The organism is Nocardia alba NBRC 108234, assembly GCF_001612665.1.
In the GTDB taxonomy this organism is placed as follows: Bacteria; Actinomycetota; Actinomycetes; order Mycobacteriales; family Mycobacteriaceae; genus Nocardia; species Nocardia alba.
In genome coordinates this window covers 1,032,809-1,048,140 of record NZ_BDAX01000002.1, presented here as the reverse complement: position 1 = coordinate 1,048,140, position 15,332 = coordinate 1,032,809, and the positions used below count along the sequence as shown (strand labels likewise).

The following is a 15,332-nucleotide window of genomic DNA, read 5'->3' as shown; positions in this document are numbered from 1 at the left end:
GGGGCCCGGGCCTCAATTGTGTTGCGGTGTCGCGTTACATCACCAGGCCGCCGTCGACCGGCAGCACCTGGCCGGTGACGAACGACGCCGCGTCGGAGGCGAGGAAGACGAACGCGCCCGCCACCTCGGCCGGCTCGGCCCAGCGCCGCAGCGGAATGCGATTGAGCATCTGCTCGGCGAACTTCGGATCGGTGCGGATCGTGGCGGTCATCGGGGTGGCCGCGGCCGGGGCGAGCGCGTTGACGGTGATCTGCTTGCGGGCGAGTTCGCGGGCCAGCGATTTCGTCATGCCGACGATGCCGGATTTAGCCGCCGAGTAATTGACCTGGCCGAGCGTGCCGACCAGTCCCGCCGACGAGGTCACATTGATGACGCGGCCGGTGCCGTCGGTCGGCAGGTACGCCAGCGCGGCCTGCGTCACGCGGAACGCGCCGAGCAGGTGGATGTCGAGCATCCGCAGCACCGATTCCTCGGTGGTGGCGGCGAACATCGCGGGGTCGGTGGCACCGGCGTTGTTCACCACGATATGCAGTGTCCCGTCGGCCAACTCCGCGGCGGCACTCGCGGCCGCATCGGCGGCGGCCCGGTCGCGAACATCGAGCGCCGCGGCGGCGGCTCGGCCACCGTCGGCGACGATCTTCTCGGCGGTGACCGCCGCGGCGGCGCCGTCGATATCGGTGACGAGGACCGCCGCGCCCTGGGCGGCCAGCGCCGCGGCGACGGCCGCGCCGATGCCGCCGGCCGCACCGGTGACCAGCGCCGATCGGCCGATGAGATCGAAGATGTTACGGGTGGTCACAGGGCTCCTCGGAGTCGAAAAAAGCTGGGGCGGTGGACTTGCCGCGCGTCAGCGAACATCGAAGGTCACCGGCAGCGAGGTCGGCGATCGGAACGGCTGGCCGAAGATATGGGGGTCACCGTCGGACAGCAGGGTGATATCGGTCAGTCGCGCCAGCAGCGCCTCCATGGCGACGCGCGTCTCCAGGCGGGCCAGGTGCAACCCGAGGCAGGTGTGCGCGCCCGCGGTGAAGCTGATGTGCGGGATGTGCGGTCGGAAGATGTCGAATTCCTCGGAACGCTCCCACCGGGTCTCGTCACGGTTCGCCGAGCCGAGGCAGACGTCGACGACCGCCCCCGCGGGGATGGCGACGCCCTCCAACTCGGTGTCCTCGGTGACGTAGCGCTGCACCAGCGTCAACGGGGTCTCGAACCGCAAGCCCTCTTCGATCGCTTGCGGGAGCAGGCCGTGATCCTGTTGGACCGCGGCGAATTGCTCGGGGTGGTTGAGCAATTGGAACAGCAGGTTCCCCGACGAGCGGTAGGTCGTTTCCAGGCCCGCGGGCAACAGCAGCCGGAGGAAGGAGTAGATCGCGCGATCGCTGAGCTTCTCGCCGTCGATATCGGCGGTGACCAGGTCGCTGATGATGTCGTCACTCGGAGCGGATCGCCGCTGCTCGATATGACCGAGGAAGTACTCCTTCAGTTCCTTGGACGCTCGCAGCGCCCTCGGGACGTTGCCCGCGTAGCTGATGATCGCCACGGCGGCGTCCCGGAAGAAGGGCAGATCCTCGGCCGGCAGCCCGAGCAGGCGGGCGATGACCCGGGTGGGGAACTCGAAGGTGAAGTCGCGGACCAGGTCCGCGCGTCCTTCGTCGATGAATTCGTCGATGAGTTCGTCGCAGATCGGGCGGACCACCTCGGGTTCCCACACGGCCAGCGACTGCGGCTTGAAGGCCGCCGACACCAGATTGCGGTGGGCGCGGTGCGGTGCGCCGTTCATCGCCAGGATGGTGGGGCCCATGAACACGCCGATCGTCGCGTCGTAGAGCTGGGTGCTGAACACCGTGTTGTTGCGCAAGACCTTGTTCACCGCGGACCACGACATCACGGCGTAGGTATCGGTGGGGCGCAGTTCCTTCGGGGTTCTGGAGTAGTCCATCACCGTCCCATGGAATACGCCGCCCGCGCGCCGCCGCGCGGCGAAGAAGGGGTAGGGATCGTGGGGATCGGGAACGTCCCCCATCGTCTCTGCTCGGTCCTCAACTGGGCTGTTCACAGCTCACCTCTGGCTTCGTCACACCGTACGAGTATTGGGAGTAATACTTACTGTAAGGCATACAGTATCTGACCGACATCCGGGTCGGCAATGCGACTGTCGAGGTGGGAGCCTCGAGCGCGGGGTGGCGGGCGGTGAGAGTACCGCATCGATCGAGCGCTCCACGGCAGTTACAGAAAGCTTGACAGTAAGGGTAACTATAAATCAGTCTTGTGGGCGAGACAACGCCGTCGGCGCGGGTGCGCGCGAGGTGGTGGATTGCTGGGTTGCCAGCTCGGAACGGGAAAAGGTGCTGATAGTGATGCCGATCGTTGATGAGGCCGCGAACGTTCTCGCCGAGCCTGCCGCCTACGCCGACGAGGCGAGGCTGCACGCTGCGTTGGCCGCGTTGCGGGCGGACAAGCCGGTGGCGCGGGTGGAAGTGGCGGGGTACAAACCGTTCTGGGCGATCACCAAGCACGCCGACGTGATGGCGATCGAGCGGGCGAATCGCCGGTTCACGAACTGGCCGCGTCCGGTGTTGATGACCGCGGAGTCCGACGAGATGCAGGCCGCGATCGGGATCCGGACATTGATTCACATGGATGATCCGCAGCATCGGGTGGTGCGGGCGATCGCGGCGGACTGGTTCGCGCCCAAGGCGATGAAGGCGATGGGTGAGCGGATCGAGGAGCTCGCGAAACAATACGTGGATCGCATGCGCGATACCGGCGGTGAGTGTGATTTCGTGTCCGAGATCGCGGTGAATTTCCCGCTGTATGTGATCATGTCGTTGCTCGGGGTACCCGAGTCCGATTTCCCGTTGATGCTGAAGCTGACCCAGGAGCTGATGGGCTCCGATGACGAGGAGCTGAAGCGATCGACGCCGCCGGATGAGGCGATGAACGCGTTGGTGGAGATGTTCACCTTCTTCACCGCGTTGACCAACTCTCGACGAGAGCATCCGACCGATGATCTGGCGTCGGCGATCGCGAACGCGAAGGTCGACGGTGAGTTGTTGTCGGATGTGGATGTGGTGTCGTATTACGCGATTATCGCGACGGCGGGTCATGACACGACGAGTAGCAGTATCTCGGGTGGTATGCGTGCGTTGATCGAGCATCCTGAGCAGTTGGATCGGTTGCGGCAACATCCGGAGTTGATGGCGGGTGCGGTGGAGGAGATCATCCGGTGGGTGACGCCGGTGAAGGCGTTCATGCGCACGGCGGCTGAGGATTCGGTGGTGAACGGGGTGTCGATTCCGGCGGGGGATTCGTTGTTGTTGTCGTACGCGTCGGCGAATCGGGATGAGGATGTTTTCGATGATCCGTTCCGGTTCGATATCGAGCGTGAGCCGAACAAGCATGTGGCGTTCGGTTATGGTGTGCATTTTTGTTTGGGTGCGGGGTTGGCGCGGATGGAGATCAGTAAGTTCTTGGGGGAGTTGTTGCCGCGTTTGCGGTCGATCGAGTTGGCGGGGGAGCCGGAGTTGACGGCGACGACGTTCGTGGGTGGGTTGAAGCATTTGCCGATCCGTTTCACCATCGACTGACCTGAGAATCCCGCCCCTCCCGAATTCCCGCGCTGTCCGCGCGACCGATCACAGAAGACAGGCCACGACATGACAACTGCCAACACCTGGGACGAGACCCTCGACGATCTCGGCCGTCGCCGCGCGCGCGTGCTGGAGATGGGCGGTCCGGACCGGGTCGCCAAACACCGGGGGAAGGGCAAGCTGGACGCCAGGGCGCGCATCGAACGGCTGCTCGATCCCGGCACGTTCCAGGAGTTCGGCACACTCGTCGGCGGCGACATCGCCGCCGCCGACGCGATCGTGACCGGGTCCGGGCTGATCAACGGTGTCCCCGTCATGGTCGGCGCCGAGGACTTCACCACCCTGGCCGGCTCGATCGCTCCCGGCAGCAATTCCAAGCGCTACCGGCTGGCCGAACTGGCGGTGCGCGACAAGGTGCCGCTGGTGATGCTCTTGGAAGGAGCGGGGTTCCGCCCGACCGGCGATCACTACGGTCGCACCCCCACCGATCTGCTGGCCCAGGCGCAGTGCTCGGGCAAGGTGCCGATGGTCACCGCCGTGCTCGGGCCATCGGCGGGCCACGGCGCGCTGGTCGCCCCGGTCGCCGACTTCTCCATCATGAGCAGGCAGGGCTGCATCTTCACCGCGGGACCGCCGGTCGTGAAAGTCTCGACCGGCGAGGACATCTCGAAGGAAGACCTGGGTGGGCCCGACGTCGCGCTGCCCAGCGGTGTCGTCCACAACGTGGCCGAGACCGACGAGGACGTCCTCGACGAGATCCGCCGCTACCTGTCCTATTTCCCGCCGAGCGCGTGGTCCTATCCGCCGGTGTACCTCGCCGACGAGACCACGGGTCCGCGCGCGACGCCGGAGTTGCTCGACATCGTCTCCCGGGACAACGTGCAGAGCTACGACATGCGGGCCGTGCTCGATGTCGTGTTCGACGGCACCGACTGGTTCGAGGTACAGCCCGAACGCGGCACGCCGATCATCTGTGCGCTGGCGCATCTGGGTGGGCACCCGGTCGCGGTGGTGGCCAATCAGCCGCAGGTCCTCGCGGGTTCGATCGACACCGAGGCCGCGGACAAGGCGGCCCACTTCATCATGGTCGCCGATTCCTTCCACCTGCCGATCATCTTCCTCGCCGACAACCCGGGGATGCTGCCCGGTAGCGAGTCCGAGCGGGAGGGCGTATTGCGCAGCGGCGCGCGGATGTTCGTCGCGCAGACCGCGGCGACCACGCTGAAACTGCATGTGACACTGCGCAAGGCCTACGGATTCGGTTCGATGGTGATGTCGCTGATCGGATTCGACGGTCAGGCGGGCACCTTCGCCTACCCGGGCGCCACGATGGGCGCGATGGGCGCTGCCGCGTTGAGCAACGCCTCCAACGCCGAAGCGGATCTGGCCGCCGAACTGCGCGAGATGGAGCTGAAGGCGTCCTACCATTCAGCCGAACACATGGGATTCGACGAACTGATCCGGCCCGAGGAAACCCGCGACGTTCTGCTGCGCTCGCTGCAGCGCGGCCTCTACGGGCGGCAGACTCCCGCCCAGCCCGTGCAGCGCACCGTCATCATTCCCTGAACCGCCGACAGCTTGGGGGGGCGAACGACATCGTTCGGCCCCCCTTGCTTCGTGCGTGCTACCGATCGGCGTCGGTGAAGCGAATGATGCCGCGCAGACCGGGGGTGCGGTGGATCTCCTCGTAGCCCTCGTTGATCTGGTCGAGCCGGTACTCCCTGGTGAGCGTGCCGTCCAGATCGAGGTCGCCGAGTTTGTAGAGGGCCAGCACCTCGAGGATGTCCTCGTGCGGATTCCCGCCGCCGAACAGGCTGCCCTGCAGGTTCTTCTGCAACAACGTCCGCATCGACAGCGTGAGCGGCACCTGGGCGGCCACTGTGGAGCCCATGGCGGTGAGCACACAGGTGCCCGCTCGCGCCGTGAGGTCCATCCACGCCTCGAGGTCGTCGCCGTCTCGTCGCCCCATCGACGCGATCACCTTGTGGCACATCCGTCCGCCCGTCGCGGCGGTGATGCCGGCGGCGGCGGTCGCGAGATCGGGATAGACATCGGTGGCACCGAGTTTCTCGGCCTGCGTGCGCTTCCACTCGACCGGGTCGACGACGAAGATCCGCGACGCCCCGGACAGCACCGCGCCCTGCAGTGTGGACGCGCCGACGCCGCCGAGCCCGATGATCGCGACATCCTCACCCGGCTGGATCCGTGCGGTGTGGACAGCCGAGCCGTAGCCGGTGGTGATGTCGCAACCGACGAGGCAGGCGATCTCGAACGGGATCGACGGGTCGATCTTGACCACCGAGGCCCGATGGACCACGGCGTACGGCGCGAACGCGCCGACCAGTGCCATCGGGTGCACTCCGCGCCCCCGTGCGGTAGCCCGGAAGGTTCCGTCGGAGACGGCCGCGCCACCGAGCAGGCCTGCGCCCAGATCGCACAGATTGCACAGTCCCGCACGGCACGGCCCGCAGGTGCCGCAGGACGGAACGAACGACATCACCACATGGTCGCCCACGGTGAGATCGTGCACGCCCGCCCCGACTTCGACCACCACCCCAGCGCCCTCGTGACCGCCGAGGACCGGGAAGCCGGCCATGGCGATGTCGCCGGTGACGAGATGGCGGTCGGCATCGCACAGCCCGGCCGTCTCCATCCTGACCGTGACCTCACCCGCGCGCGGCTCGCCGATCTCGATGTCTTCGATCGACCATGGCTGATTGCGGTCCCAGATCAACGCGCCTCTGGTCTTCATCGGTACCTCTTCAATAGTGTCGGACGGTGGGAAGAGTCGGCTGCGGCGTCAACGGCCGCGGAACTCGGGATCACGGCGCTGTCGGAAGGCGGTCAGGCCCTCTTTGAAATCGGCGGTACGGCAGGCGAGTTCGAGGGCGTAGAGCTCGTTGTCCATGGCCTCGGTCAACCCGGTGACCAGATTGCGATGGATGGACTGTTTGGCCAGGCCCAAGGCGATGGTCGGTGCGGCGGCCAACCGGGCGAGCAGCTCCTCGGTGGCCCGATCGAGGTCATCGGGCGCCGCGACCGCGTGGATCAGGCCCCAGTCGGCGGCCTCGCTCGCCCCGACCTTCTCGCCGAGCAGCAGCATTCGCTTGGCCCTGGCCAGCCCGATCAGGCGGGGGAGCAGCCAGGTGGAACCGGAGTCGGGGCTGAATCCGCGCGGCAGGAACGGCTCCCAGAAGACAGCGTCGGTGTCGGCGAGGGTGAAATCGGCGGCGATCGCGAGATTGCACCCGAGCCCCGCGGCCCAGCCGCGGACGGTGCACACCACCGGCAGATGGACAGCCTGGAGCAGTTCGATGACACGGTGGGCGGTGTGCGGGATGCGTCGCACCAGATCTCCGGTCGGCGGACGCTCGCCCGCGCTGTTGGTCGCGACCCAGTCGACACCGGAGCAGAAGTCCGCTCCGGCGCCGGTGATGTGCACGACCCGCAGCTCGGCGTCGGTCGCGGCGGCGGTGAGCGTCGCGACAAGAGTGTCGATCATGCTGGGCGAGAGTGCGTTGCGCCGGTTCGCGCGATCGATGGTGAGGCGCAGAATCGGTCCGTCGTGCTCGACGCCCACTGTCCCGGCGTTGTTGTCGGGCGTGTTGTCGGTGGTCACTGTTGTCCCCGATTCTTCCTGGTCGAGCGGTATGGTCGCGTCATACTGTCTTATATACAGTAAAGACTACCGTTTGAGTTCGCGGGAGGTGGCGGATCGGCCGTGCTCGCTGTTGGCGCGGTATTCGGCGCTCCGGGAGCGATCCCGGGGCGAAATCTTGCGCAGCGCTCTACTGTTACGTATACAGTAGTCATATCTATTCAGCTTGCGGCAAGCTTTTCCGTCAGGCGGCGCCCGACACCCGCCGCGTCGTTGCGCCAGGACAATCGAGGACCGAACCATGCACACAGAACAATCGCATCCCCGCGCAGGCAGCGGAGCGCTCTGTTGACCGAATGGACGATCAGCGCGGTGTTCGACGAGGTCGCGGCGGCAGTTCCGGATCGGACGCTGACGGTGTGCGGCGAGCGCCGCCGCACCTTCGGCGACACCGCGCTACGCACCAGGAAGTTCGCGAACTTCCTGGCCGAGCGGGGATTCGGTGTGCACACCCCGCGCGCGGAGCTGGACCGATGGGAATGCGGGCAGGATCGGATCGCGCTGCTCATGCGCAACGATCAGTACCTGGACGTGATGATCGCCGGCATGAAGGCGCGGGTCGTACCGGTCAACATCAACCACCACTACACCGCCCACGAGATCCGGGATCTGCTCGCCTACATCAAGCCGCGCGGCATCGTCTACCACCGATCCTTCGGTGAGGTCGTCGAGCAGTCGGTGCCCGAGGGCGTCGAACTGCTGGTCTCGGTGGACGATGGCAGTGACGTCCCCGAGCTCGCGGGTGCGATCGGCTACGAGGACGCGGTGGCGCTCGGCGCCGACGAACCGGTGATCGAGACCTCGCCCGACGACCTGGTGATGCTGTGCACCGGCGGCACGACGGGCAGGCCGAAGGGTGTGCTCTGGCGCCAGAGCGATATGTACGTCTCCTCGATGAACGGCGCCGACCACGAGTCGGGCGAGCCGCTGCGCCAGCTCGCGCTGATGACCGGTCACGTCTGGTTCGCGGTCTCGCCGCTGTCGCACGCGGCCGGGATCTGGACCTCGTTCGCCGGCCTGCTCGCCGGGCAGACGATCGTGCTCTACGACGACCAGCGCAAGTTCGACGCGCACCGTGCGCTGCGCGTGGCCGAACAGGAAAAGGCCGCGCTCATGACGATCGTCGGCGACGCCTACGCCGGACCGTTGGTCCGCGCGATGCGCGAGCAGACCTACGATCTGTCCGCGCTGATGGCGATCGGCACCGGCGGCGCGGCGACCAATCCGGTGCACCGGCGCGACCTGCTCGAGCTACTTCCGCACGCGTTCGTCGTCGAGGGTTACGGGTCGTCGGAAACCGGCGGCATGGGCTTCGGTCGCAGCACCAAGGGCAACGAAGTCGACAGCTTCGCGCCGATGCCGGGCGGAACGGCTGTCAGCGACGACCGCACCCGGTTCCTGACGCCGGGCGAGGGTGAGGTCGGCTGGGCGGCGCGGTCCGGGCGTGTCCCACTGGGATACCTCGACGACCGCGACGCTACCGAGCGCACCTTTCCCGTCATCGGCGACATCCGGATGGCGATCCCCGGTGACCGCGCGACCGTCGACGCCGACGGCTCGTTGCGGTTGCTCGGGCGTGACGCCCTCGTGGTGAACACCGGCGGCGAGAAGGTGTTCGTCGAAGAGGTCGAGGAGGTGCTGCGCTCGAACCCCCGGATCAGTGACGCGCTCGTGGTCGGCAGACCGAGTGCGAAATGGGGCAACGAGGTGGTCGCACTGGTCTGCGTCGACCCCGGCGACCGTGTCTACGCCGCGAATCAGGTCGGCCCGACGGCATTGCGGAAGCTGTGCCGATCTCGGCTGGCCGGCTTCAAGGTGCCCAAAGCCGTGATCTATGTCGACGAGATCCGTCGGCTCGGTAATGGCAAACCGGACTACCGCTGGGCCATGCAGCGCGCCGCCACGGAAGCCGAAGGATCGGAGAACGACGATGCGTAAGGTCAACGACTGCCTGGTCAATGTCCACTTCGGTGAGCTCGAGCAACCCACATGGATGCTCAAGGTCCGCGACGACTACTTCAAGGGCGGGGCGTCGATGTACGCCCAGGTCGAACTCGGTGCCTTGCTCGAAGAGATGGACGAACAGGGCGTCGAGAAAGCCGTCCTGATGTACTCGATGGTGAGACCGTCCAAGACCGCGCTCGCCTTCGTCGAGGCACAGCCGGATCGGTTCTCCTTGGCGGTCAACGGCGTCGATCTCCTGCGCCCGGTCGCCTCGCTGCGTGAACTCACCGCGCTGGTGCGCGACCTGCCCGTCACCTACACCACCACCGGGGCGAGCTTCTGGGGCGACGGCCGGTACGCGCCGACCGACGCGGTCTACTACCCGCTGTACTACAAATGCGCCGAGCTCGGGCTTCCGCTGTGCATGAACACCGGCATTCCCGGTCCGCCGATCCCGGGTGAGGTCCAGAATCCGATCTATCTGGACCGGGTGTGCTACCAGTTCCCCGAACTGAAGCTATGCATGATCCATGGCGCGGATCCGTGGTGGGACACCGCGATCCGGCTGCTCATCAAGTACGAGAACCTGCGCCTGATGACCTCGGCCTGGTCACCGAAACGGTTGCCGGACAGCCTGATCCACTTCATGCGTACCCGCGGGAAGAACAAGGTCATCTTCGGTTCGGACTGGCCGGTGCTCGCTATGCGCAGGCTGGTGCCCGAGGCCGAGGCATTGGATCTCCCCGCGGACGTGCTCGACAACTACCTCTACAACAACGCGCAGGAGTTCTTCTTCGGCGACCGATCCGTCGTCGACTGACGCGCCACAATCAGGAGAAATACGATGTTGGACCGATACGAATTGCGTCGACAGGACTACAGCCTGTCGGCGGATCAAACCGAAATCCAGGCCGTCTACGCGAAGTTCTTTCGTTCGCGGTGTTCCCTCGACACCGTCCGCGCGGCGGAGGGGACCGGCTTCGACAAGGATCTGTGGGAGCAGCTGTGCGCGACCGGCGCGACCTCGATGGCGTTGCCGGAGGCGGTCGGCGGCGACGGCGCGACGCTGGTCGAATTGTCCCTGGTAGCCGAGGAATTGGGACGGGTGATCGCTCCACTGCCGTGGATCGATCACATCTGCGCGGCACGGTTGCTCGGCAGGCTCGGCGCGCTGACCGCGGGCGAGAGTGACAGCACCGAGGTGGTCGAGGGCACTCGGCTGCTCGGCCTCGATACCCGCGTCGACCCCGCGACCGGTGTGCGGCTGATCGCCGCGGGCTCGGTCGCCGACGACATCATCGTCCGTGACGGCGACGACATCGTGCGGGTGAGCTTCGATACCCGCCCCGCGAAGGTCGACAACATCGGCCGGCTGCCGATGGCCTGGGTGGACCCGGCCGCCGCCGACCGTCGGACCGTGCTGGCCAGTGGTGCGCAGGCGCTCACCGAGTACAACCGAGCGCTCGACGAATGGCGCGTGCTGACCGCCGCGGCGCTGGTCGGGCTGATCGACGAGACCCTGCGGATCGCCGCGGAATTCGCTACCACCCGCTACACGATGGGTGTCCCGATCTCGACCCTGCAGGGCATTTCCCATCCACTGGCCAATGTCGCGATCACGGTCAACGCCGCGCGCAATCTGACCCGGCGCGCCGCGTGGTTCCTCGAACACGAGCCCGACACGCAGCCGGGCCTGTCCGCCGCGGCGTTCGTCTACATCGCCGAGGAGGCACCGCGGGCGGCGACGATCTGCGTCCAGGTGCAGGGCGGACTCGGGGTCGCGACGGAAGCGGCCGCGTCGGCCTACCTCGTGCGGGCCCGAGGCTGGCCGTTGGCCGCCGGTGATCTGGGCGCCAGCGCAGTGCAGGTCGCTGAACTCTTCGCCGCAGCGTCGGCCTAGGACGGAGTAGAACATGGATTTCTCACGAGTTGAACTCTCTGCCGATGACCAGGAATTCCTGGACGGCGCTCGAGCCTTTCTCACCACCCACGTCACCGACGAGGTGCGTCGCCGCGATCGCGAGACCGGTGACAACTTCGACGCAGGCGTGCACGAGGCGCTCGGCGCGGCCGGGTGGCTGAAGGCGGAGCTCGCCGAGGAAGCGGATGGCGGGCTCAATCGCCTGCGGCGCCGGATGTGGGACCTGGAGAAGCGGCGGGTCCACATTCCCTGGGTCACCTGGGGTACGACGGCGATCGTCTCCAAGTCCGTGCGCAAACATGGTTCGGTCGAATTGCAGGAAGAGGTACTGCCCGGCCTCGAGCGCGGTGAGATCCGGTTGTGCCTGGGATACACCGAGCCCGACGGCGGGTCCGACGTCGCGATGTGCAAGACGCGGGCGGTGCGTGACGGCGACCAGTGGGTGATCAACGGCTCGAAGATGTTCACCACCGGCGCGCACAACTGCCAGTACGTCTTCCTGATCACCAATACCGATCCCGAGGCGTCGAAACACAAGAGCCTCACCATGTTCCTGGTGCCGCTGAACAGCCCCGGCATCGAGATCCAGGGCATCCGCACCGTCGACGGTGACCGGACCAACATCGTCTACTACAGCGATGTCCGGGTGGACGACAAGTACCGCCTCGGCGAGGTGAACGGCGGGTGGGCCGTGCTGATGGGCCCACTCAACGAGGAACACGGTGTGGTCGGCGCCGATGACGACGGCCTGCAGGATGTCTCCATCCTCATCCACCAGGGCACGATGATGGCCACCTCGGTCGAAAAGGTCGCCGCCATCGCGGCCCGTCCCGGCCCCGACGGGCGTCGTCTGCTCGACGACCGGTCGGTCGGCTATCGCCTCGGCCGCAGTATCGCGCGGATGGAAGCCGCACTCGCGGCGCCGCACATGTTCGGCCGCGTCGCCATCGCGCAGGCCATGCGCGACATCTCACCCGAGCTGATGGACATCCTCGGCCCCGCCGCCGCGCTGCCGATCGACACCGAGGGCGCCGCCGACAACGGCGGGATGGAATACATCTACCGCTGGGCGCCGCTGTGCGGCATCTACGGCGGCACGCTCGAGGTGTTCCGCAACATGATCGCCCAGCACATCCTCGGGCTCGGACGGGCCAACTACTCGCTGCCGGCCAAACCCAAGGCACAGGCGAGCTGATCGCGCTCGGAAGGAGCATCCGTGGCCGAGACCACGCAACGGCCGCCGCCGCCGATCACGCCGGAGACCGCTTTCTACTGGGCCTCCGGCGCTGACGGTCGCTTGCGGATCACCCAGTGCCGCTCCTGCGCGGCGCTGATCCATCCGCCGCAACCGGCGTGCCGGTACTGCCGTGGCGATCAGCTCGAGATCAGTGTGGTCTCGGGATTCGCCACGCTGATCGGTTTCACGGTCAACGAGCGATTCGCGGTGCCCGGGCTGCCCGCGCCCTATGTCGTCGCGCAAGTCGCGCTCGAGGAGGACTCGCGAGTCCGGTTGACCACCAATGTGATCGACTGCGATCCCGCCGATCTTGTGCTCGGCCAACGGATGGAGGTGGTGTTCCAGCAGGCGGGTACGGCCTGGCTTCCGCTGTTCCGCCCGGCGGATCCGGCATCGCCGCTCGCGGCGATGCCGGAGGACCCGATCGACCCGGCCGCCGTGCGCGAGCACGTCCGGCCGATGGCCTCGCGCGAGAAGTTCGAGGACAAAGTCGCCTTCACCGGGATCGGCCGGTCCGAGATCGGGCGGCGGCTCATGGCCGACCCGCTGTCGCTGACCCTGGCGGCGTGCCGGGCGGCGGTCGCCGATGCCGGACTCGACCTCGACGACATCGACGGTCTGTCGACCTATCCGGGGTCGGGGAACTTCGGGCCCTTCTCCGAAGGCGGCGTCACGGCGGTGGAATCGGCGCTGGGCATCCGCCCGACCTGGTACAACGGCAGCGCGGAGACCTTCGGCCCCGGTGGCTCAGTGATCGCGGCGATGCTCGCGGTGGCCAGTGGTCTGGCGCGTCATGTGCTGTGCTTTCGCACGGTGTGGGAATCCACCTATGCCGAACATGTGCGCGCCGGTGCGATCGCGCCGTCCGGCGGGATCACCGACCCGTGGCTCACCCCGTTCGGCGCGGTCTCGGCGGCGCACCTGCTCGCCCAGACCGCGCAGCGGCATTTCCACCGCTACGGCACCGATCGGGAGACGCTGGGCTGGATCGCGCTCAATCAGCGAGCCAACGCGGCCCTCGACCCCTCCGCGATCTACCGGGACCCACTGACCATGGACGAGTATCTGTCCGCCCGCACCATCACCACACCGTTCGGTCTCTACGACTGCGACGTGCCGTGTGACGGTGCGGTGGCCGTGATCGTCTCGGCCAGGGAAACCGTGGCCGATCTGGCTCAACCGCCGGTCTTCGTCGAAGCGGTCGGCACCCAGATCATCGAACGGCTCGAATGGGATCAGAGCACGCTCACCCACGAACCGCAGGTGCTCGGCCAGGCGGCGCATCTGTGGTCGCGCACCACTCTCGGTCCGGACGATGTGGATGTCGCCGAGCTCTACGACGGCTTCACCTTCAACTGCCTGTCCTGGATCGAGGCGCTCGGTTTCTGCGGTATCGGCGAGGCCAAGGACTTCCTCCAGGGCGGCAAGAACATCGCGCGCGACGGAGTGCTGCCGCTGAACACCCACGGTGGGCAGCTCTCGCACGGGCGCACCCACGGCATGGGTTTGATCCACGAGGCGATCACACAGTTGCGTGGCGGGGCCGGGCAGCGACAGATTCCAGCGGCCCGGGTCGCGGTCGTCAGCAGCGGTGGACTGACTCCCAGCGGTGTGATGTTGCTGCGGGCGGACTCGTGAGCGCCGAGGGCACCGGCCTGCTGCCGGAGCACAGCGCCGTCGACACCGTCGTCACCAGGGAAGTCGAGGTCGCGGGAATCCGGATGTCGGCGCTGTGCGCCGAGGTCGCCGATCCTCGCGCCGTGCTGGTCGCCGTGCACGGCGGCGCGACGACGGCGCGCTATTTCGATCTACCGGACCGGCCGTCGCTGTCGCTGCTACGGATCGGCGCCCGACTGGGTTTCACCGTTCTCGCGCTCGACAGACCGGGATACGGCGCTTCGGAACCGTGGGGTGAGTTGTTCGACGAGCCGCAGCGCCGCGTCGACGCGACCTATGCCGCGATCGACGCGCTGCTGGGAACGAGCGAACGCGGCGCCGGGGTCTTCCTCGCCGGACATTCGGCGGGCTGTGACCTGGCCGCGCGGATGGCCGCCGACGATCGGGGCGCCGAACTGCTCGGCCTCGAACTGGCGGGCACCGGTGTCGACAAGCGTCCCGAGGCCATCCGGGTCATCGAAAAGATCCGAAAGACGGGCAGGGCAGGCGGAATTCGCGAACTGCTGTGGTTCCCGCAGGACAGCTACCCGCCGGAGGTCCTCGGCGGGCGTTCGCTGACCTCGGGCACGCCGGGCTACGAGGTCAGCGTCGTGCACGACTGGCCGACCGACTTCCCGACGCTCGCCGCCCGGATGCGTGTCCCGGTCCGGGTGACCGACGCCGAGTACGAGCAGGTGTGGCGAACCGACCCGGCTGCCCGCGCCGGGATCGCCGAACTATTCACCGCTACATCACGTTTCGTGAACAACGTGCAATACGGGTGTGGGCACAACCTGAGCGTCGGCTACGGCGCCGCGGCCTATCACCTGGGCCTGTTGTCGTTCGTGGAGGAATGCGCGCTGCGATCGACCCCCGCCCGCTACCGATCAGAAGTCGAGGAACCATAGATGCAACGAATGATCGCTCCGGAAATCTCCAACTGGCCCGCCGAGGAGTTCCACCTCGTCGGCGGATCGTGCACCGACTGCGGTGCGGCGGTGTTCCCGATCCAGGACCTGTGCCCGCGGTGCAGCCGCCCGTCGATCGAACAGATCACCCTGCCGCGCACCGGAACCCTGGTGGCCTGGACCACCCAGGGATTCCTGCCGGGCGCGCCCTATCTCGGGGACGAGACGGCCCGGACCTTCGTGCCCTTCGGCGTCGGGCTGGTGCAGCTCGGTGACGTGATCCGGGTCGAGGCCAGACTCACCGAGAACGACCCGGACAAGCTCGAATTCGGGATGGACGTCGTGCTCACGACCGTCCCGCTCGGCACCGACCCCGAAGGCGCCGAGGTTCTCACCTTCGCCTTCCAACCCGCCTGAG

Annotated in this window: 13 protein-coding genes; 9 read left to right on the top strand and 4 right to left on the bottom strand. The window is 67.1% G+C overall.

From position 1 onward, the window contains the following. Nucleotides 1-34 precede the first annotated feature (34 nt). Entirely contained in the window at nucleotides 35-799 is a 765-nt protein-coding gene (locus tag NA12_RS06460; protein ID WP_067447002.1) for an SDR family NAD(P)-dependent oxidoreductase, read from the bottom strand. Nucleotides 800-847: 48 nt separating this feature from the next. Continuing rightward, a complete protein-coding gene (locus NA12_RS06455) occupies nucleotides 848-2,023 on the bottom strand; it encodes a cytochrome P450 (protein ID WP_067447000.1) in 1,176 nt (391 codons plus the stop codon). A gap of 334 nt (nucleotides 2,024-2,357) precedes the next feature. Here NA12_RS06455 and NA12_RS06450 point away from each other — a divergent pair, with 334 nt between their 5' ends. Both NA12_RS06450 and NA12_RS06445 read left to right on the top strand, forming a co-directional pair. Next, nucleotides 2,358-3,587 carry a cytochrome P450 gene (locus NA12_RS06450; protein ID WP_067446998.1) on the top strand — a complete coding sequence of 410 codons (1,230 nt, stop codon included), beginning with the start codon at nucleotides 2,358-2,360 and terminating at the stop codon, nucleotides 3,585-3,587. Between the two features lie 69 nt (nucleotides 3,588-3,656). Beyond that, the gene (locus tag NA12_RS06445; RefSeq protein ID WP_067446996.1) at nucleotides 3,657-5,156 is read left to right on the top strand and encodes an acyl-CoA carboxylase subunit beta; all 1,500 of its coding nucleotides are present in this window, start codon (nucleotides 3,657-3,659) and stop codon (nucleotides 5,154-5,156) included. Nucleotides 5,157-5,214: 58 nt separating this feature from the next. On the opposite strand, the gene NA12_RS06440 is transcribed toward NA12_RS06445, so the two are convergent. Together NA12_RS06440 and NA12_RS06435 are read right to left on the bottom strand one after the other, a co-directional pair. Then, on the bottom strand, nucleotides 5,215-6,342 hold the full coding sequence (locus NA12_RS06440) for an NDMA-dependent alcohol dehydrogenase (RefSeq protein ID WP_067446994.1): 1,128 nt from the start codon (nucleotides 6,340-6,342) through the stop codon (nucleotides 5,215-5,217). A 48-nt stretch (nucleotides 6,343-6,390) separates the two neighbouring features. After that, on the bottom strand, nucleotides 6,391-7,209 hold the full coding sequence (locus NA12_RS06435) for an enoyl-CoA hydratase/isomerase family protein (RefSeq protein ID WP_067446992.1): 819 nt from the start codon (nucleotides 7,207-7,209) through the stop codon (nucleotides 6,391-6,393). A gap of 327 nt (nucleotides 7,210-7,536) precedes the next feature. Between NA12_RS06435 and NA12_RS06430 the strand changes: the two genes are divergently transcribed. From NA12_RS06430 to NA12_RS34310, 7 genes are read left to right on the top strand one after another with little or no spacing between them, the layout of a single operon-like run. Continuing rightward, nucleotides 7,537-9,186: an AMP-binding protein gene (locus NA12_RS06430; RefSeq protein ID WP_067446990.1), complete on the top strand. Its 1,650-nt coding sequence runs from the start codon at nucleotides 7,537-7,539 to the stop codon at nucleotides 9,184-9,186. Beyond that, a complete protein-coding gene (locus NA12_RS06425; RefSeq protein WP_067446988.1) occupies nucleotides 9,179-10,012 on the top strand; it encodes an amidohydrolase family protein in 834 nt (277 codons plus the stop codon). Before NA12_RS06430 ends, NA12_RS06425 begins: the two co-directional genes overlap by 8 nt. A gap of 27 nt (nucleotides 10,013-10,039) precedes the next feature. Further along, the gene (locus NA12_RS06420) at nucleotides 10,040-11,092 is read left to right on the top strand and encodes an acyl-CoA dehydrogenase family protein (protein WP_067447608.1); all 1,053 of its coding nucleotides are present in this window, start codon (nucleotides 10,040-10,042) and stop codon (nucleotides 11,090-11,092) included. Between the two features lie 13 nt (nucleotides 11,093-11,105). After that, entirely contained in the window at nucleotides 11,106-12,308 is a 1,203-nt protein-coding gene (locus NA12_RS06415; RefSeq protein WP_067446986.1) for an acyl-CoA dehydrogenase family protein, read from the top strand. A gap of 21 nt (nucleotides 12,309-12,329) precedes the next feature. Continuing rightward, nucleotides 12,330-13,988 carry a thiolase C-terminal domain-containing protein gene (locus tag NA12_RS06410; protein WP_067446984.1) on the top strand — a complete coding sequence of 553 codons (1,659 nt, stop codon included), beginning with the start codon at nucleotides 12,330-12,332 and terminating at the stop codon, nucleotides 13,986-13,988. Beyond that, nucleotides 13,985-14,914 carry an alpha/beta hydrolase gene (locus NA12_RS06405; RefSeq protein WP_243654932.1) on the top strand — a complete coding sequence of 310 codons (930 nt, stop codon included), beginning with the start codon at nucleotides 13,985-13,987 and terminating at the stop codon, nucleotides 14,912-14,914. The genes NA12_RS06410 and NA12_RS06405 overlap by 4 nt, the downstream gene beginning before the upstream one ends. Beyond that, on the top strand, nucleotides 14,915-15,331 hold the full coding sequence (locus NA12_RS34310) for a Zn-ribbon domain-containing OB-fold protein (RefSeq protein WP_067446981.1): 417 nt from the start codon (nucleotides 14,915-14,917) through the stop codon (nucleotides 15,329-15,331). The last annotated feature ends 1 nt before the right edge of the window (nucleotide 15,332 follow it).